This is a genomic window from Phocaeicola acetigenes (assembly GCF_027529745.1).
GTDB classification, from domain to species: Bacteria; Bacteroidota; Bacteroidia; order Bacteroidales; family Bacteroidaceae; genus Phocaeicola; species Phocaeicola acetigenes.
Window position 1 is genome coordinate 84,507 of record NZ_JAPZVM010000005.1, and the last position, 20,057, is coordinate 104,563.

Genomic DNA, 20,057 nt, shown 5'->3' on the forward strand with positions numbered 1-20,057 from the left:
AGATGAAGGATAAAAAGAATAGATTTGCTTTTTTGTGGAACATCTTTCTGTTTTCTGCATTGGGGTGCTTTTCGCTTTTCTTTTTAGTGCACTATACTGATATTCCTGTTCATCATCAGGAGAAATTAATGACAGCGGAAGTTTTTGCATCTGCCATTATTCTATTCAACGGCATTGGATTGAGTCTTAAATACATAGACAATTGGCTGATTCGTACATATCCTTCTTTTATACGAGATCGTAAGTTATTGATTTTATTCTTTATCGTTTCAGCTTTCTTTCTTTTAGTTACGAATTATTTTTTGATGGTTACTATAAAATGGCTGACGGGTAGTCCACATCCGTTTATTGTGGCAGCCAAGGGGATGCGTTTGTTGTCTATTGTCTTTTTGGTAGAATTATTTATTACCGGACAGATGATGGTCAGTCAGTTCTATAAGAATATTGTCGAGATGTATAGGAGGACAAAAGATTTGGAGGAAAGTGCCATAAAGACCCGCTATATGGCTTTGCAAAGCCAGTTAAATCCTCATTTTTTATTCAATAGCCTGAATACACTGGTTGCTGAAATTGAATATGCACCGCAAAAGGCTGTTGAGTTTACCCGTAATTTATCCGATATTTATAGATATATCTTGTCTTGTCAGAACAAGCAGTTGGTTTCTATCGGTGAAGAGCTGGACTTTATCCGTAAATTTATATTCTTGCATCAGGTACGTTTAGGGGATTGTCTGGAGTTGGAGAATGAATTGCCACTTGATGTATACGAATGTTCTATCCCTCCTCTGACATTGCAGCTCTTGGTAGAAAATGTGGTGAAGCATAATGTGATATCACCGGCTAAGCCAATGGTCATTTCTATTTATGCAGACAGGATTGATGATACAGACTGGCTGGTTGTATCCAACGAAATACATCCTAAAAAAGGTGTTGCCAGTACAGGTAAAGGGCTGGATAATTTGTTGCAGCGCAATTTGCTTGTGTGTCAGAAAGAAATTATTGTAGAAAACAAGGATAATCGTTTTATCGTCAAAGTCCCTATAGTGAATGAGTATGAATGAATTGAGAAAAGTACATGCGGCTATCATAGAAGATGAGTATCCTGCTGCAAGATTATTGAATCATATGTTGACTACTCTTCGGCCGGAGTGGGAGATTACATTGCTGCCCGGTACAGTAGAAGATTCGGTGAAATGGTTTGCAGAGAATCCTCATCCGGATGTGTTGTTCTTGGATATACAACTGACTGATGGGAATTCTTTTCTCTTTTTGGAGCAGGCACATCCCAGTAGTATGATTATATTTACCACTGCTTATGACGAATATGCAGTCCGGGCCTTTGCCGTTAACAGTATTGATTATTTGCTTAAGCCAATACACGAAGACCGTTTGTTGGCTGCTATTACTAAATTTGAGCGTCTTTCTCCGGTAACAATTAGAGAGTTCAATGACCAGATGAATGTAAGAGAGCTGGTTGCATTACTTTCCAAACGGGATGAGTCCTGTTTCCGAACTCGTTTCCTTATTACCGGCAATCGTCATTTTTACACCATACAAGTCGCAGATATTGCATATTTTTATTCGGAATGCAAGATTACTTTTGCGGTTACAAAAGAGGGAAAAAGGCATGCGATTGATTTGTCGCTTGGCAAGCTTGAAGAACAATTGGATAGCCGCCGTTTTTTTCGGGTAAACCGTCAGTTTATTTTATCGGCTGAATCAATCAAGACTATTGAACCTTATAATGGAAGTAAACTGAATATAAGAGTAAACCCTCCTTTTGATGATGCCATTCAAGTGAGTAGAGAAAAAGTCACAGCGCTGAAAATGTGGTTGAATACTTGACGATTGTATCGTGATGTGTGCGATAAAAAGCATGCAGATGTCAGGTTATGAATATGAAGATGGTTATCTACCCAATATTAGGTAATTTAACAAATAGCAGAGAAATAGCCGAACGGTTTGTTGTTTATGTCTGTAATTAAAAATATCTTTGCATATAGTAAAGAGTAAAAAATTAATTTTATTACAATATTTAAAACCTGAAGAAACTATGAGAGTAATTATTGAACCTGATTATCAGTCGCTTTCTCAATGGGCTGCCAATTATGTAGCACAGAAAATAAACAAGGCTAATCCTACAGCTGAAAAACCTTTTGTATTGGGCTTGCCTACCGGTTCATCTCCGCTGGGTATGTATAAAGCACTTATTGAACTGAATAAGAAAGGTGTGGTATCTTTCAAACATGTGGTAACATTCAACATGGACGAATATGTAGGTCTGCCGGAATCTCATCCTGAAAGCTATCATTCATTCATGTTCAACAACTTCTTCAATCATATTGATATCTGCAAGGAAAATATCCATATCCTGAATGGAAATGCAGAAGATTTGGAAGCTGAATGTGCAAATTATGAAAAGCAAATCGAATCATTCGGTGGTATCGACTTGTTCTTGGGTGGTATTGGTCCTGACGGACACATTGCGTTCAACGAACCGGGTTCTTCTTTGACTTCACGTACTCGTGTAAAAACTTTGACTACAGATACTATTATTGCTAACTCTCGTTTCTTCGAAAACGATATTAACAAAGTTCCTAAAACTGCGTTGACAGTAGGTGTAGGTACAGTATTGTCTGCTCGCGAAGTGTTGATTCTTTGTAATGGTCACAACAAAGCTCGTGCATTGCAGCATGCAGTAGAAGGTGGTATCACACAGATGTGGACTATCAGTGCATTGCAGATGCATCAGCACGGTATCATTGTATGTGATGAAGCAGCTACTGATGAACTGAAAGTTGGTACCTACAAATACTTTAAAGATATCGAACGCAACAACTTGTAAGCGTTTATAGGTTTGTGGGTTTGCCGTGTTATCCGAATGCAAACTCACAAACTCATCGACTTATAAACTCATAAACCTATTAATTAATCAGTAAGGAGGATCATGTATGAGAACGAATCTCAGCTCACAAATTTCTTTGAACAGAGTTTCAACCAAATATTATAAGCCGGAGAACATGATCGACCGTTCAGTATTGACTCGCTTTGAAAAAGTTCCTACCAACATTTATGAAACAATGGAAGAAGGAGCCAAAGCGATTGCCGATGAAATTATCCGTAAAGTTCAGGAAAGACAGCGTGAAGGCAAATTCTGCACGATTGCTGCCGGAACGGGAGCTTCATTGAGACCATTGTATGCTGAATTGGTTCGTCGTCATAAAGAAGAAGGTGTAAGTTTCCGCAATGTGGTGTTGTTCAACTTGTTTGAATATTATCCGTTGAGTGAAGCTAAGAATGGCAGTATGAATCAGTTGAATGAACTGTTTGCCAAGCAGGTAGATATTGATGCACAGAATATCTTTACTATGGATGGTTCCATTGCGCAGGATGCTGTCATCGAGCACTGCTCTTGTATGAACAGCGCATCAATACATTTGGTGGATTGGATATGGTTCTTATGGGAATCGGCCGTGAAGGTAATATTGCCATGAACGAGCCAGGCTCTACTGCTGCCACATCTACTCGTCTGATTCTGATTGATGCTACATCTCGTGCAGAAGCAATTCATAATACAGGAATAGACAATTTGCCTCCTTGTTCCATTACCATGGGTGTGAAGACTATCATGTCTGCCCGTAAGGTATATTTGTTGGCTTGGGGAGAAGAAAAGGCAGATATCATTAAGAAGGCCGTAGAAGATAAAATCTCGGATGCTTTGCCTGCATCGTATTTGCAGATGCATCAGAATGCTTCGGTTTGTATTGATCTGACAGCTGCCGCACATCTTACCCGTATCCAACGTCCGTGGTTGGTTACCAACTGCGATTGGAATGATAAACTGATTCGCAGCGCCATTGTATGGTTGTGTCAGTTGATTAACAAGCCTATTCTGAAGCTTACAAACAAGGATTATAACGAACACGGTCTGAGTGAATTACTGGCACTTTATGGTTCTGCTTATAATGTAAATATCAAGATCTTTAATGATTTGCAGCATACTATTACCGGATGGCCGGGTGGTAAGCCGAATGCAGACGATACTTATCGTCCGGAACGTGCCAAACCATTTCCGAAACGTGTGGTAGTATTCTCTCCGCATCCAGATGATGACGTGATTTCTATGGGAGGTACGCTCCGTCGTCTGGTACAGCAGGGACATGAAGTACATGTAGCGTATGAAACTTCGGGAAACATTGCCGTAGGTGATGAAGAAGTGGTTCGTTTCATGCATTTCATCAATGGATTCAACCAGTTGTTTGATGGCAACCAGAACGAAACTATCCGTAACAAATATGCGGAAATCAAACAGTTCCTGAGCCAGAAGAAAGAAGGAGATATGGATACGCGTGATATCTTGACCATTAAGGGATTGATTCGTCGTGGAGAAGCTCGTACAGCTTCTACATACAATCAGATTCCATTGGAAAGAGTTCATTTCCTCGATCTTCCTTTCTATGAAACCGGACGTATTGAAAAGAACCCAATCAGCGAAGCCGACGTGGAAATTGTGATGGATTTGCTGCGTAAGGTAAAACCTCATCAGATTTATGTAGCTGGTGACTTGGCTGACCCGCACGGAACTCATCGTGTATGTACAGATGCTGTATTTGCTGCAATTGATGAAGAAAAGAAAGCGGGTGCAGAATGGTTGAACGATTGCCGTATCTGGATGTACCGTGGTGCATGGGCAGAGTGGGAAATCGAAAACATTGAAATGGCCGTTCCATTGAGTCCGGAAGAATTGCGTGCAAAACGTAATTCAATCTTGAAACATCAGTCGCAAATGGAAAGTGCTCCATTCTTGGGTAACGACGAACGTTTGTTCTGGCAACGTAGTGAAGACCGTAACCGTGGTACAGCAAACCTGTACAACGATTTGGGATTGGCATGCTACGAAGCAATGGAAGCTTTTGTGGAATACAAGCCGCTGTAAATAAAAAATAAGATTGAATCAAATAGAAACTGCTGTTCTGCTTCAGGTGGAACGGCAGTTTTTTTATGCCTTTATTGCAGTAGAGAAGGAGTGGATGTGGTGGAGAATGTTATCGGAGGTGCTTGTTACAAGAATTGTTTTTTGTCCGACGTCGTCATATGTACAGTTGGCGCCGTCGATTTTACAGCCGACGTGGTTGTTTGTAGAATCGACGACGCCGATTAAAGATTGAAACAAGTGTTTATTAAATATAAATCAAATCTGAAACGAATTGTTATATAGGCTTGTTTTTAGTGAATATTCCGTTTGTTTAATTCTCTCTGATAGCGTGCTGCATTTTGCAAATGCTTCGTCATATTTTCAGCGAAATTATGATAACCCGAAAAATCTTCTTTTGCACACATATAAAGATAATCATGGCGAGTGTAATTGAGTACACTTTCTATTCCGTCGATAGAAGGAATGCGGATGGGCCCGGGAGGTAGTCCCGGATATTTGTATGTATTGTACGGACTGTCGCACTCAAGATGTTTGTGTCGGATACGTTTCAAGGTAAAATCCTGCAAAGCGAATTTTACAGTAGGGTCAGCTTGTAGTGGCATACCTTTGTGGAGGCGGTTGATGTAGAGTCCGGCCACCATTGGTTTCTCTGCTTTCTTTATGGTTTCTTCCTCTACGATAGAAGCTAAAGTAACTATTTCTACCGGTGTAAATCCGATGTGTTGTGCTTTTTTTATTCGTTCTTCGTTCCAGAATCTCTTATGTTCTTTTTGCATTCTTTCTACAAACTGCTCCGGAGTTATTGTCCAATATACTTCATAGGTATCAGGAATGAAAAGTGCCGGAAGTGTATTGGAATTGTATCCTAAGTGTGCACAGAATGTGCTGTCGTTCAGTAAGCCGGAAAGACTGGCAGAGTCTGCCATAATTTGTCTGGAAACGGTTTTGACCAATTTGTCGAGTGTGCGCACACTTGGAATAGTCAGTCTGACAGGAGTCTGCATACCATGTTGTAAGCGATGGAACGTTTTCCAGGTAGTATATGAGGCATCTATCTGGTAGGCTCCAGGGTGTATTTGTTCTGCATATCCCGACAAAGAGGATAGTAAATGAAAACCTCTTAAGGTAGATGCATGCAGTCTGTTCTCAATCTTTGTGTATACAGAATCTATATTGTCGTCTTCGTCTATGTAGAGATAGGTACGTTTTTCTATCTGGAAAGGATGGTTGAATAATAAACAGTATCCGGCAATGATGGTACTCGTCAATATAAAAAATAGGATAAGGAGGACATAAATAGTCTTCTTGTTCTTCATTGGTTTTGTTATTTAATTAATTATTAGGAAGATTAATGCTAAATACATTAAAATCAAAATGTCGTATAAAGTAAGATGAAATTTTTTCATTGATTGCAAAGGTAGCTCATTCCTTTTATTTATGGTTAAAAAAAATGTTTTTTTCTGCCTAATTGAACATTAATATCGTTTATTATGTTATCTTAGCAGAACAGGAGATTTGAACGGTACATTAAACTAAAACTATGATTTTATGAAACAGAAAATTTTATTGGCTATTGCTACAGTTGCAATGGCAATGTCTGCAAATGCGCAGAAAGTGTATGAAGGTACGAAGTTTACAGATAACTGGTACATTGGATGGAATGCCGGAGGTGTGACTCCTACTACTCATTCCGCATTTTTTAAAGATATGCGTTTTACTACTGGTTTGGAATTTGGTAAGCAGGTAACTCCTATTTTAGGTTTGTCTTTTGAAGCGATGACCTCTATCAATAGAACCGCAAGTTCTACTGCTTTCGATGGAGCTCGTTTGATGGCATTGGGTAAATTCAATTTGAATAACTGGTTTGCCGGTTATCGTGGCGAGCCTCGTTTGTTTGAAGTAGAAGCTGTCGGAGGTATCGGATGGGGTATTGATGTGATGAACCGCGGTTATTGTGACTGGGATTATTGCTATATGGCCAGCAAGTTCGGTCTAAACTTCAACTTCAATTTGGGAGAATCAAAAGCTTGGACTTTAAGTGTAAAACCTTCTCTTGTATATCGCATGGATGGGCATCGTGCTTATTTGTTGAACGTAAACAAGAGCAGTGTTGAATTGCTGGCTGGAGTAACTTATCATTTCCGCAACAGCAATGGCAAACATTATATGACATTGGCAAATGTATGCGATCCAGCAGAAATGGATGCTTTGAATGCGAAAGTAAATGAATTGCGTCGTGAAGCTCAGGAAAAAGAAGCATTGCTTGCTGCCGAATCGGCTAGAGCAAACGATTTGCAGGCTCAACTTGATGAGGCTAACAGAAAGGCTGTAGAGTCTATGGAAAAGAATACTGTTTCACCGGCATGGGAAGCTATTATCACCTTCCGCCAGGATGAAGTAGTGATCAGTGAAAACCAGCATCTGCTTATCGAACGTATCGCTTCGTATATGGAAAAGAACGAGAAAGCTACTTTGACAGTGAAAGGTTATGCTTCTCCGGAAGGACCGGCTGCAGTAAATACTCGCGTAGCACAGCAGCGTGCGGATGCAGTGAAGAATATGTTGGTAGACAAATATAATATTGATGCAGCACGTATCACCGCAGAAGGCCAGGGAGTAGGTGATGTATTCTCTCGTCCGAAATGGAACAGAGTAAGTATTGCTACACTCAATGTAGGTGAATAAAAGAAAGATATATCGTTTAAATTCGGGAAATACTCTCCTCACTTTTTGAGGAGAGTATTTTTTTATTTGTACAATAGATTGTTTTCGGAAAAAAACAGACCTAAAAAGTTTGTTGATGTAGATATAAACTGTACTTTTGTTTGCTAAGTTGTAAAGTGTAATTAAAGTAATAAACATTATATCACAATGAAAGAAATAGATTGGGCTAATCTGTCATTTGGTTATATACGGACAGATTACAATGTACGTTGTTATTACCGCGATGGAAAATGGGGAGAATTAGAACTTTGTTCTGAAGAAACTATCAATATCCACATGGCAGCTACATGTCTGCACTATGGACAGGAAGCCTTCGAAGGTTTGAAGGCTTATCGTGGAAAAGACGGTAAGATTCGTATCTTCCGCCCGGAAGCAAATGCTGAACGTCTGCAAAGCACTTGTAACGGTATTTTGATGCCGGAATTGCCTACAGAATTGTTTTGTGAGGCTGTACGTAAGGTGGTAAAAGCTAACGAACGTTTTATCCCTCCTTATGAAAGCGGGGCTTCTCTGTATATCCGTCCGTTGCTCATTGGTACAGGAGCACAGGTGGGTGTACGTCCGGCTACAGAATATTTGTTTGTAATTTTTGTAAGTCCGGTAGGACCTTATTTTAAAGGTGGTTTTGCTACAAATCCTTATGTAATCATCCGTCAGTTCGACCGTGCTGCTCCGTTGGGTACAGGTACTTATAAGGTAGGAGGTAACTATGCTGCCAGCTTGCGTGCCAACAAAATGGCTCACGATGCCGGATATGCCAGCGAATTCTATTTGGATGCAAAGGAAAAGAAATATATCGATGAATGTGGTGCAGCCAATTTCTTCGGAATAAAAAATAATACTTATGTCACTCCGTTGTCTACCTCTATTCTTCCGTCTATTACAAACCGTAGTCTGATGCAGTTGGCAGAAGATATGGGAATGAAAGTAGAACGTCGTCCTATTCCAGAAGAAGAATTGGAAACATTCGAAGAAGCTGGAGCTTGTGGTACAGCAGCTGTAATCAGCCCTATCGGACGTATCGATGATTTGGAAAATCATAAATCGTATGTTATTGCGAAAGATGGTAAACCAGGTCCAATCAGTGAAAAGCTATATAACAAGTTGCGTGCTATTCAGTATGGTGATGAGGCTGATCCTTACGGATGGGTAACTGTATTGGATTGATTTTGACGTAAAGACTTTCTAATATAATAAGAAGAGGATAGAATGAACAAGAATAAGTTTCTTGTGTTCTATCCTCTTCTATTTTTATAAAGTTTGTATTTCTTTATATTTTTCCTTCTATCCACGCATCAATCAGCCGGCGTGCGATGCTGAGTTTCTTGGGAATTTCCGGCAGATTGTCTCGGGTATAGAAAGCTCCTGCACTTAACTCTTCTTCCTGCAGCTTAATATTTCCGCTTTCGTATTCGGCGGTATATCCTATCATAATGCCACTTGGATAAGGCCAGGGTTGGCTTCCAAAGTATTTCAAATTACGGATGCAGAGTCCTGTTTCTTCCATCACTTCCCGATGTACACATTCTTCCAGGGTTTCTCCCGGTTCAAGAAAACCTGCAACCAGACCTTTGAATGTGCCTCTGAAGTTGCGGGCATGTACAAGAAGGATACTATCTCCTTTTTTTATCAGTACAATGACTGCAGGCGATATGCGCGGATAAAATTCCTGGCGGCATTCCGGACAGCGTTTGGCTATGGGAGAGACTTGTGTGGTAGGAACTCCGCACATCGGACAGTAGCGACTGTTCTTGTCCCAGTTCAGTATTTGTGATGCTTTTCCTGCCATTTTATATTCGTTCAGTGGAAGTACGTCGAAAGAGGCTCGAAGGTCTTTCATCATGCACGGGCTGGATTCATCTCCTGTTACTGGAGTATGGATGAGATAAGTTTTGGCGGGAAGATTATTGATTGTTCCAATGCTGTGTACGGTACTTCCTATAGGAATGGGTACCGGTGGTTGCGCACCAAAAGGGATGTGATATCCGTCTGTATGCTTTTCTATCAGTACTTGTCCGCTGTTGAATACAAACCAACCGCAGATTTCATTATTTGTTGCATCTTCCATAATCTTGCTTTTTTATTGAGGCCAAAATTATAGAAAAATACAGTGATGTGTAGAGGTGATTTCCTTTTTTTATTCATGTATTATAATGGGAAAGTGCTTGTTTTCTCCTTTTATCCGGAATTTACGGCAAGGAGTTGGGTGAAAAATAGAATGTTATTATTTAATTTGTACGATTATATCGTAGAAGCGATAGAAGAGCGAAAATTAAATATAATTAAATGGTATTTATTATGAAATCTATAATGGTAGCAGCATTGTGCTTAGCTGGTAGTTTACAATTGATGGCTCAGGAACCTTTGCAAGACTGGGCAGGTTTGGAGAGATATCAAGAAGATAATAAAATGGTGCAGGGACCGGTAAAGGCTGTTTTTATGGGAAATTCAATTACTGACGGTTGGCCGGTTGCAGATCCGGATTTCTTTACTCAGAACGGATATGTAGGTAGAGGGATAAGCGGGCAGGTTTCTGCACAGATGTTGATGCGTTTCCGTCAGGATGTGATTGCATTGAATCCGCAGGTCGTTGTGATTCTGGCAGGGACAAACGATATTGCTCGTAATGATTATGCAATGACTCTTGAGCAAACGTTCGATAATGTAGTCTCTATGGTACAGTTGGCACAGGCCAATCAAATTAAGGTAGTGCTATGTTCTACTTTGCCTGCTTTTCAGTTTGGATGGCGTCCGGAACTGAAACCAGCAGAAGATATAAAGAAACTGAATGCGAAGTTTAAGGAATTTGCCGATGCACAGGGTATTCCTTTTGTCGACTATCATTCGGCAATGAAAGATGAGCGCGATGGATTACCTTTAAAATATTCGGAAGATGGGGTACATCCTACCGTAGAGGGGTATAAGGTGATGGAAGGTCTTGTTCAGAAAGCTTTGAAAAAAGTAATTCAATAATTGTTGCGATAAAGGGTATGGATACGATGGAATTGATTATGTTGGGTACAGGGAATGCTGCTGTCACCCGCTGTTATAATACATGTTTTGCCGTTCGCATGGGCGAAAGGGTATTGTTGGTAGATGCCGGAGGAGGAAATGGAATCTTGGTTCAGATGGAGAAGGCAGGTTTGTCGCTGGCAGATGTGAAAGATATGTTCATTACTCACGCACATACCGACCATATCTTGGGAGCAGTATGGGTTATCCGGATGATAGCTCAGCAAATGCAGAAGGGCAAGTATGAGGGAGAGTTTCGGGTATATGGACACGATAAAGTGATAGATGTACTGTCGTGGATTTGCCGTGCGACACTTCCGGCTAAGATTGTAGCTTGTATAGAGAAGAACGTTCGTTTCTGCGAGGTAAAAGACGGTGAGCGTTGGGAAGTCGCAGGAGCAAGTATGCAGTGTTTTGATATCTTGTCTACTAAAGAAAAGCAGTTTGGCTTCCGTCTTGAACTTCCCGGAGGAAAATCATTGGTCTGTCTTGGGGATGAGCCTTATAAAGAACAGAACCGTTCTTATGTAGAGCATGCAGATTGGTTGCTTTGTGAGGCTTTTTGTCTGTATGCTGATAGAGATGAGTTTAAGCCTTATGAGAAACATCATAGTACAGCTTTGGATGCAGGAAGACTGGCTGCACAATTGGGAGTGAAGAATTTGTTGCTGTATCATACAGAAGACAAGACTTTGTCTGTGCGTAAGGAAAAATATACGCAGGAGGCTGCTCAAGAGTTTAAGGGCAATGTGTATGTGCCAGACGATTTGGAGAAAATCACACTATAGCCTTTTTTCGTTTGCTGTAAAAGCATAGACTGAAACAGAAAGGTATAAAGAAAGGGAGTAAAGCAAATGTGATATATTGTTTTACTCCCTTATTTATTTTTGAAAGAAAGTATTTACTTCATTCCTTTCATGGTAAGCTGGATACGTTTACGCTCTCGGTCTATACTTAGTACCTTTACCCGTACATGCTGGTGAATGCTGACTACCGATGTCGGATCGCTTACAAACTGGTCGGATAATTGAGAGATGTGTACCAGTCCGTTTTCCTTGATGCCGATGTCTACAAAACAGCCAAAGTTCGTGATATTGGTGACTATACCCGGCAACTCCATTCCTTCCTGCAAGTCGTCAATGGTACGTACGTTCTTGTCGAATTCGAAAACCTGTATTTTCTGTCGTGGGTCTCGTCCGGGTTTATCGAGTTCTTGCATGATGTCGGTCAGTGTAGGAATACCTACAGTATCGCTTACATAGTCTTCTATCCGGATACGTTCGCGAAGTCCTTTGTCGCGTATCAAATCAGCTACTGTACAATGCAAGTCTTTTGCCATCCGTTCTACAATTGCATAACTTTCCGGATGAACCGCAGAATTATCCAACGGATTTTCTGCTTGTGGGATGCGTAAGAATCCTGCACATTGTTCGAAGGCTTTGGCTCCCATACGAGGAACTTTCATCAACTCACGGCGCGAACGGAATGCACCGTTCTCTGTGCGATAGTCTACAATGTTTTGTGCCAGGGTAGCTCCCAATCCCGATACATACGTGAGCAGATGCTTGCTGGCTGTATTGACATTAACCCCTACCAGGTTTACGCAACTTTCTACGGTCTGGTCTAAGGCTGCTTTGAGTTGTGTCTGGTCTACATCGTGCTGATATTGTCCAACACCAATGGATTTGGCATCTATCTTGACCAATTCAGCCAATGGGTCAATCAGCCGTCGGCCGATAGAGACTGCGCCACGTACAGTTACATCATAATCAGGGAATTCTTCCCGTGCTGTTTTGGAAGCCGAATAAATGGAAGCTCCGTCTTCGCTTACAACAAAGACTTGTACTTCCCGGTCGTAGCGTTGTGAGGTGACAAACTGTTCTGTTTCCCGGCTGGCAGTTCCGTTACCAATGGCAATGGCTTCTATCTTGTATTGTTCTACCAGTTTTACCAGTTTGCGGGCGGCCAGACTGTATTCCGACTTAGGTGGATGGGGGTAGATGGCTTCGTTATGAAGCAGGCCTCCCTGTGCATCCAGACATACAATTTTGCATCCGGTACGGAATCCCGGGTCGATTCCCATCACTCGTTTCTGTCCTAAAGGAGGAGCCAAAAGCAGTTGACGCAGGTTGCCGGCAAATACACGGATGGCTTCTTCATCTGCCTTTTCTTTACTTAATGCGGCATACTCTGTTTCGATAGAGGGTTTAAGCAGACGCTTGTATGCGTCGCGTACAGCTTCTGCTACCTGACGGGCACATTCATTGTTGCCACGTACGAATTGACGTTCCAGACGTGTATTGCATTCTTCTTCGTCCGCCGGTGAAATGCTGACCTTCAGAATACCTTCCGATTCTCCCCGGCGAATAGCAAGCAGACGGTGTGATGTACAACGTTTCAACGGTTCGCTGAAATCGAAGTAATCGCGATATTTGGCTGCACTTTCCTCTGTCTCTTTACCTTTTACTACCTTGGCTGTAATGACAGCCTGGCGACTGAACTGATTGCGCATCAGGTTACGTGCCCGTTCGTCTTCGTTTACCTGTTCGGCAATGATGTCGCGAGCTCCTTTCAGTGCTTCTTCTTCGTCTTTTACATCTCCTTTTACAAAGGTACGTACCCGTGCGGAGAGATTATTTTCCCGTTGCATCATCAACAGCATAGCCAGAGGTTCCAGTCCCTTTTGTCGGGCGGCTTCGGCACGGGTTTTTCTCTTGGGTTTATAAGGCAGATAGATGTCTTCCAGTTCGGTACTGTCCCAGCAATCAGCAATACGACGGCGCAAATCATCAGTCAGTTTACCCTGTTCTTCAATAGTCGACAGGATAGTTTCCTTTCGTTTGGCCAGTTCGCAGAGCTTTTCGTAGCGAGTATGGATATCGCTTATCTGTACTTCATCCAGTCCTCCGGTTGCTTCCTTGCGGTAGCGGCTGATGAAGGGGATGGTAGCCCCTCCAGTCAGCAGTTTTAATGTATTTTCAATACGGTGTATGGGCAGCTTCAGTTCTGCTGCAATGAGTTGGCTGAATTGTTCCATTAATATTATTCTTTCACAATATCTTTAAGTTTAATACTTTGGAAAGTCATATGTGCAACACTGCTTTCATAAAGAATACCAATTGTTTCTTTATCTACCATTGTCAGGCAAGAGTATGCCCAGTTCTCTCCTTCATCCAATAACAGTTGGTGTTCCGGACTCCAGGTATATCCTCCGTCAAGGCTGATTTTGATGGTTATATTTCTTCGTGCGTTGGTCATGTTTGGATTGGAGAAAATAAGAATATCTTTTCCCAATACATTATCCTTAGCTTTTACACTGATGAGGCTTGCCATACATACCGGCTCTATCAGAGCCGTACGCGATGATTCATGCTCTTTCCAGGTTTTTCCTAAGTCGGTAGTCGTATAAACAGCTCTGCTTCCTCCACGGTTATCTCTCATGTTCAGCATAAGTGTACCGGGACTTACTTCTGCTACTTGTGCCTCTGTAGTATTGGTACGTGCATGCTGATGGATGTGCCATGTCTCTCCCCGGTCTTTGCTATACATGATACCGGCATTAGGAATACGGTCTTCACCGATATACTGAATAGGGAAGACTAAGGTACCATCGTCCATTGTAATACCTCTTCCCGGACCTTGTAGCAAAAAGTACCATTCCGGTTTCTTTACCTGTTCTGTGATATTGATAGGTTTCGACCATGTTTTTCCATCGTCTGTACTTTTAGCCATAACCAATTGGGCAGTATGATTCAGATCCATTCCCGGATGTGAACTCCACCATGCACGCTGATTACCCATGCCGTGTGTCCATGCTGCAACAATCCAGATGGTATTGGTTTTTGTATCGACTAATATAGACGGGTCGCCCACACCGTTTTGTGCAGCAGGCAGACCTCCATATTCTCCGAAGGACAAAGGCAGACGCATCTTTTCCCAGGTCTTTCCGCCATCGGTACTTCTACTTAATCCCACATCGATATGTTCTTGCAAATCGACACTGCTGTTGTAACGTACATCGTATACCCCAAGCAATGTGCCTTTGTTTGTTGTAACCAATCCGGGAATACGGAAAGCAGCCGAACCATCATCGCCGGCGTGGCGGACTCCAACTCCCAAACGGCGTATTACATCTTTTTGTTCTACGCTTTTGCAAGGGATAATTTTTCCATCTGCCTTTACCTGACTGATATCTGCCATAATTTTAGTATGCAGTGAAGCCGAAGGCTGCATCTCTATACTTACCCAGAAGAAATTGTATCCAGGGAAAAGCTTTTGTTCTCCTTCCAGTACTACTGTATTTTTCTTAGGCGATACAGTTGACTTCAGAATAGAATACGAAGGATTCGCGCTCAAGGTCTGTCCAGGTTTATGGCTGGAAATATATTCTACTGGAGCAAAACGCTTTTGTTCTCTGTCTTGTGAAGCGTCTGTTCCTGCATAATACAGTTTCACCGCTTTAATTTCGGAGAGAGGTACGTTTTTGTCGAAAGTAATCTCCATATTGTTCAAGGTACGTGTTTCCTTTGCATCTAAACGCATATAGAAAAGTACATTGTCCTGTCTTTCTATCAGAATAGGAATCTGAGGCTCTTTTACATAAAGAGTGTCTTCTGCTTTCATTTCGGAGATAGCCAGTATTCCGAAAAATAATACTAACAGTTTTTTCATGGGTTGTTTTTTTAAGTTTGTTTCAGGTTGGGATAATAAATAAAGTGCAATTTATCAAGAAAATTTCAAACTAGCAAGGCTGATACTGTAAATATGGTACACCATTAAAACTCTTTTCAGTTGCCAGCTTGGATTAAAATACTTACTTTAGCAAATCATCATTTTTATATTGACCATGAAAATAAAGAATTGTTTTGTCTGTATGATGGCATTTTTAGGTATTGGATATTATACCCCTGTTTCTGCATCATCCGAAAAAGAAGTGACATTGAAACTTATAGAAACCAGTGATGTACATGGATGTTATTATCCTTATGATTTCATTCGCCGCCATTCTGTGCAGGGAAGTCTGGCGCGTGTCAGTGCATTGGTAGGAGAGATGCGGAAGACGTATGGAAACCGTCTGATTCTGATGGATAACGGAGATATTCTGCAAGGACAACCGGTAGCCTATTATTATAATTATATAGATACCACTTCGGTGCATGTAGTAGCAGATATGTTGAACTATATGCATTATGATGTGGCTACAATGGGAAACCATGACATTGAAGCCGGACATGCCGTGTACGACCGATGGGTGAGCCAGTGTAAATTCCCTGTACTGGGAGCAAATATTATGGATGTGAAAACCGGAAAGACTTATCTTCCTCCTTACAAGGTGATTGAGAGAGAAGGGGTAAAGGTGGTGGTGCTGGGAATGATCACTCCGGCTGTTCCTTCATGGTTGCCTGAGCAGTTGTGGAGTGGGTTACGGTTTGAAGATATGGAAACATCTGCCCGTAAGTGGGTAAAGTGGATACAGGAAAAAGAAAAGCCTGATGTCTTGATTGGCCTTTTCCATGCCGGACCGGAAGGAAATAAGTTGGATAATGTAGTAGAAAACGGTTCGGGAGATGTAGCCCGTCGGGTACCGGGGTTTGATGTGGTGTTTATGGGACATGACCATGTACGTACTTGTCAGAAGATTATTAATGAAGCAGGCGATTCTGTATTGTTGGTCGATCCGGCTAATATGGCGAAGGTTGTAGCCGATGTGACGGTAAAAGTCGTGAAAAAAGACGGCAAGGTAATACGGAAATCTGTTGAGGGCAAGTTGGCTTCTGTAGACCGTTATGCTCCCGATGAGGCTTTCTTGAAAACATTCGAAAAGCAGTATCAGGCTACGGCCGATTTTGTATCGCGTAAAATAGGACGCATCAATAAGACAATTACCACAAAAGATGCCTATTTTGGCCCTTCTGCCTTTATCGATTTGATTCATCAGTTGCAACTCGACATTACAGGAGCAGATGTCTCGTTCTGTGCACCACTTTCGTTTGCGGCTGAGATTAAGGAAGGTGATATTTATGTGAGTGATATGTTCAATTTGTATAAATACGAGAACATGCTTTACACCATGACGCTGACCGGAAAGGAAATAAAAGATTTCTTGGAAATGTCGTATGCCATTTGGACGAATCAGATGAAATCGCCCGACGACCATCTGATGCTGCTGAACGAGAAAGATAAAGGTTTTGGACGCTTCAAGAATCCAAGTTTTAACTTCGATTCGGCTGCAGGTATTCTGTATACAGTAGATGTAACCAAGCCGCAAGGAGAAAAAATCAACATCCGTAGCATGGCCGATGGAACACCTTTCCGCATGGACAAAATGTACAAGGTAGCAGTCAATTCCTATCGTGGCAACGGAGGAGGTGACCTGTTGACCAAAGGAGCGGGTATTCCTAAGCAAGACTTGGCAAAACGTATTGTGTTTGCTACAGAAAAAGACCTTCGTTACTACTTGATGAAACGCATTGAAGAAGTAAAAATACTCGATCCTCGCCCGCTGAATCAATGGAAATTTATTCCGGAGAAATGGGTAGAACCGGCTGCTAAGAGAGATTATCGCTTGCTGTTTGGGGAAGACCGATAAAAGACTGAATGCACTAAAAAACGTGACTTGTATCGAGAGCTTACGATACAAGTCACGTTTGCTGATGATACAAGTATCGTTGCCTCTCGATACAAGTCACGTAATATCACGTGTCGGTTATACTCTTAAAGTATCCGATGGCTTATTTTAAGTCGACTACTGTAATGCCGGCTCCTCCAAACTGCACATGCTCGTCCTGGAAGTGTGCTACTCCCGGTGCGGTACTCAGATACTGACGGATAAGCGTACGTAAGATACCGGTTCCGGTTCCATGCAGGATACGTACACGACTCATACCGACCAGGATGGCATCGTCTATGAAATAAGTGACTGCCTGTATTGCTTCGTCTCCCCGCATTCCCCGTACGTCGATGTCTTGTTTGAAGTTTAGTTTCTTTTCGTACATCTGTTCCTGAGTTGCACTGCTCACAAATGTAGTTTTTGTTTGCAAAGCCGATTGTTTGGGAGCTTCCGTGCGTTCCAGACGTTCTGTCTTTACATTGGTCTTCATCAGACCAAACATTACCACTGCATTTTTCCCGTTTATCTCAAGCACTTGTCCTACGCTGGTTTGTCCTTTGATGCGGACATGCATACCGACTTCAATAGGGAGAACCTTCGGAACAACAGGCTGTGCAGCCGGTGCATTCTGCTGCTTGGCTTTTTTATCCTTCTTTCGTTCCTGTTTTTCACGCAACTTTTCCATTTTGCGGGCAATTTTTTCCTCCATTGCAGCCTTTTCTATTTCTTCCACCTGCTGACGGAAGTCTACCAGTTCCTGACGTGCCAGACGAGTACGTTCCTTTTCTGCTTGTGCCTCTTTGATGGTACGGATGGTATTTTCAATCTTTGCGTTCGATTCCTGCAACAAACGTTCGGCATCCTCTTTGGCTTTCCGTAGGATTTCCTTCCGGCTCCGTTCCAGTTCTTCTATCTCGCGTTCGTAGCGTGCAATGGTATCTTCCATGTGCTTTTCCCGCTTGCGGATATTCTGGCGTTTGGTTTCCCAGTAACGTTTGTCGCGTACAATGTCCTGCAAATACTTGTCGCTCTGTATATATTCACTGCCTACAATTTCCGAAGCATCGGCAATAACCTCTTCCGGTAAGCCGATTTTACGTGCAATTTCTACAGCAAATGAACTTCCCGGATTACCAATCTGCAGTTGGAACAAGGCACGCATTTCGTGTCTGTCGTATAGCATAGCTCCATTGACTACCCCTTCATGTTCCTCTGCAAAATGTTTCAGATTTTGGTAGTGAGTGGTAATGACGCCGAATGTCTCTCGTGCATTGAAGCGCTTTAATACAGCCTCTGCGATAGCGCCGCCGATTTGTGGCTCTGTACCTCCACCAAATTCATCAATCAGAATCAGACTTTGTCCGTTGCAGTATTTCATCATATTCTTCATGTTGGTAAGGTGCGAAGAATACGTACTCAAATCGTCTTCGATACTTTGCTCGTCGCCGATATCAATAAAGATATGACTGAATATACCCGCATGGCTCCGTTCGTGCATTGACACAGGCAAACCACACTGGAGCATATATTGCAGGAGACCGACTGTTTTCAGACAGACTGATTTACCTCCGGCGTTCGGACCGGAAATAAGCAGGATGCGCTGTTTGGGTGTGAGTTCGATATCCAGAGGAACTACCTTTTTATTATGCTTGGCAAGCGACATTTGGAGCAATGGATGTATCGCCTCCATCCAGTCTACTACTTGTCGGTTTTCAAAAGAAGGTTTGCAAGCTTTGATATCAATACTGAATAAAGCCTTTGCCCGGATAAAGTCGATTTCTGCCAAGAACTCATAAGAGCCAAGCAAAGCCGGAACCTGTGGGCGTACGATGGAAGAAAACTCGGTGAGAATTCGTATAATTTCCCGCCGTTCTTCTCCCTCCAGTTCGCGGATGCGGTTGTTGGCTTCCACCACTTCTGCCGGTTCTATAAAGACAGTCTTTCCGGTAGCCGATTCATCGTGTACGATACCTCGTATTTTGCGTTTCATGCCCGGTGCTACAGGTATTACCAGACGGCCGTCTCGCATGGTGGGAGTAACATCCTTATCTACATATCCCTCCGATTGTGCAGAGCGGAGAATACTGTTCAGACTTCGTGAAATGCTGCTGGTTGTAGCAGACAGTTCGCGGCGGATACGCAATAGTTCTGCCGATGCGTTGTCTTTTATTTTTCCGAACTTATCCAATATATTATTGATGCGTGTGATAAGTTGCGGAAAGACCATAATGTCTCCGGCCAATTCGTGGAGTGCAGGATAAGGAGAGTTTTCACCGGATGTTTCGTCGTCTTCATCGGTTTGCTGAAGAAAACGTACAATGTCCCGGATAGTTTCCAAGGAACGGCGCAGGTCGAACAATTCCTGTTCGTCCATATACATACCTTCTACGCGTATGCGTTTGAGGGAAGGGCGAACATCGAAGAAATACTGATCTGGAAATTCATCTTCTTCCTGAATGATACGGATAAACTCTGTTACCTGTTCCAGACGACGGTTGATTTCATTATAGTCGTCGGAGAACGCCATTTCTTCTGTCCGTTCTTCACCCAGTGTACTCAGGCACTTTCCTTTTAATAATTGTCGGATTTGATCGAATCCTATTTTCTGCTCAAAATTCTGAGGGTATATCATGCTTTTATTTGGTAAATCATGCTTGTTTTCGGGTACAAAGGTACGATAATGAAAAAAAATAATCAAAAAAGCTCCAAAATATTTGCAGGTTTAAAAATAATGCGTACCTTTGCATCGCTTTTGAAAAACAAAGCAACTCTCAA

At 42.1% G+C, this 20,057-nt stretch carries 13 protein-coding genes and 1 pseudogene; 9 read left to right on the forward strand and 5 right to left on the reverse strand.

The window, feature by feature from the left end:
• Positions 1-2: 2 nt before the first annotated feature.
• The 4 genes and pseudogenes from O6P32_RS07925 (at position 3) to O6P32_RS07940 (ending at position 4,936) form a co-directional block, all read left to right on the forward strand.
• Positions 3-1,061: a sensor histidine kinase gene (locus O6P32_RS07925; protein WP_269877821.1), complete on the forward strand. Its 1,059-nt coding sequence runs from the start codon at positions 3-5 to the stop codon at positions 1,059-1,061.
• A gap of 1 nt (position 1,062) precedes the next feature.
• Positions 1,063-1,845: a LytR/AlgR family response regulator transcription factor gene (locus tag O6P32_RS07930; RefSeq protein ID WP_269877893.1), complete on the forward strand. Its 783-nt coding sequence runs from the start codon at positions 1,063-1,065 to the stop codon at positions 1,843-1,845.
• 208 nt (positions 1,846-2,053) lie between these two features.
• On the forward strand, positions 2,054-2,845 hold the full coding sequence (gene nagB / locus O6P32_RS07935; protein ID WP_178266129.1) for a glucosamine-6-phosphate deaminase: 792 nt from the start codon (positions 2,054-2,056) through the stop codon (positions 2,843-2,845).
• 106 nt (positions 2,846-2,951) lie between these two features.
• A pseudogene (locus tag O6P32_RS07940) lies at positions 2,952-4,936 on the forward strand (glucosamine-6-phosphate deaminase).
• A 290-nt stretch (positions 4,937-5,226) separates the two neighbouring features.
• On the opposite strand, the gene mltG reads toward O6P32_RS07940, so the two are convergent.
• Positions 5,227-6,252, reverse strand: a complete 1,026-nt coding sequence (mltG, locus tag O6P32_RS07945; protein ID WP_269877822.1) for an endolytic transglycosylase MltG — start codon at positions 6,250-6,252, stop codon at positions 5,227-5,229.
• Positions 6,253-6,484: 232 nt separating this feature from the next.
• Between mltG and O6P32_RS07950 the strand changes: the two genes are divergently transcribed.
• Entirely contained in the window at positions 6,485-7,621 is a 1,137-nt protein-coding gene (locus tag O6P32_RS07950) for an OmpA family protein (protein WP_269877823.1), read from the forward strand.
• Between the two features lie 186 nt (positions 7,622-7,807).
• Complete coding sequence (locus O6P32_RS07955) at positions 7,808-8,827, forward strand: branched-chain amino acid aminotransferase (protein WP_178266125.1); 1,020 nt, start codon at positions 7,808-7,810, stop codon at positions 8,825-8,827.
• A 103-nt stretch (positions 8,828-8,930) separates the two neighbouring features.
• Here the strand turns inward: O6P32_RS07955 and nudC are convergent, their stop codons facing one another.
• Entirely contained in the window at positions 8,931-9,728 is a 798-nt protein-coding gene (gene nudC, locus O6P32_RS07960) for an NAD(+) diphosphatase (protein ID WP_269877824.1), read from the reverse strand.
• A 230-nt stretch (positions 9,729-9,958) separates the two neighbouring features.
• On the opposite strand from nudC, the gene O6P32_RS07965 reads away from it, so the two are divergent.
• The gene (locus tag O6P32_RS07965; RefSeq protein ID WP_269877825.1) at positions 9,959-10,633 is read left to right on the forward strand and encodes an SGNH/GDSL hydrolase family protein; all 675 of its coding nucleotides are present in this window, start codon (positions 9,959-9,961) and stop codon (positions 10,631-10,633) included.
• Between the two features lie 17 nt (positions 10,634-10,650).
• On the forward strand, positions 10,651-11,460 hold the full coding sequence (locus tag O6P32_RS07970; RefSeq protein WP_269877826.1) for an MBL fold metallo-hydrolase: 810 nt from the start codon (positions 10,651-10,653) through the stop codon (positions 11,458-11,460).
• 113 nt (positions 11,461-11,573) lie between these two features.
• Here O6P32_RS07970 and O6P32_RS07975 read toward each other — a convergent pair whose 3' ends face one another.
• Both O6P32_RS07975 and O6P32_RS07980 read right to left on the reverse strand, forming a co-directional pair.
• Positions 11,574-13,709, reverse strand: coding sequence for a Tex family protein (locus O6P32_RS07975; RefSeq protein ID WP_269877827.1), 2,136 nt, complete (start codon positions 13,707-13,709; stop codon positions 11,574-11,576).
• Between the two features lie 5 nt (positions 13,710-13,714).
• Entirely contained in the window at positions 13,715-15,343 is a 1,629-nt protein-coding gene (locus tag O6P32_RS07980; protein ID WP_269877828.1) for a sialidase family protein, read from the reverse strand.
• Between the two features lie 202 nt (positions 15,344-15,545).
• On the opposite strand from O6P32_RS07980, the gene O6P32_RS07985 reads away from it, so the two are divergent.
• A complete protein-coding gene (locus O6P32_RS07985) occupies positions 15,546-17,261 on the forward strand; it encodes a bifunctional metallophosphatase/5'-nucleotidase (RefSeq protein ID WP_269877829.1) in 1,716 nt (571 codons plus the stop codon).
• A 142-nt stretch (positions 17,262-17,403) separates the two neighbouring features.
• On the opposite strand, the gene O6P32_RS07990 is transcribed toward O6P32_RS07985, so the two are convergent.
• Positions 17,404-19,914 carry an endonuclease MutS2 gene (locus O6P32_RS07990; protein ID WP_269877830.1) on the reverse strand — a complete coding sequence of 837 codons (2,511 nt, stop codon included), beginning with the start codon at positions 19,912-19,914 and terminating at the stop codon, positions 17,404-17,406.
• Positions 19,915-20,057: the final 143 nt, after the last annotated feature.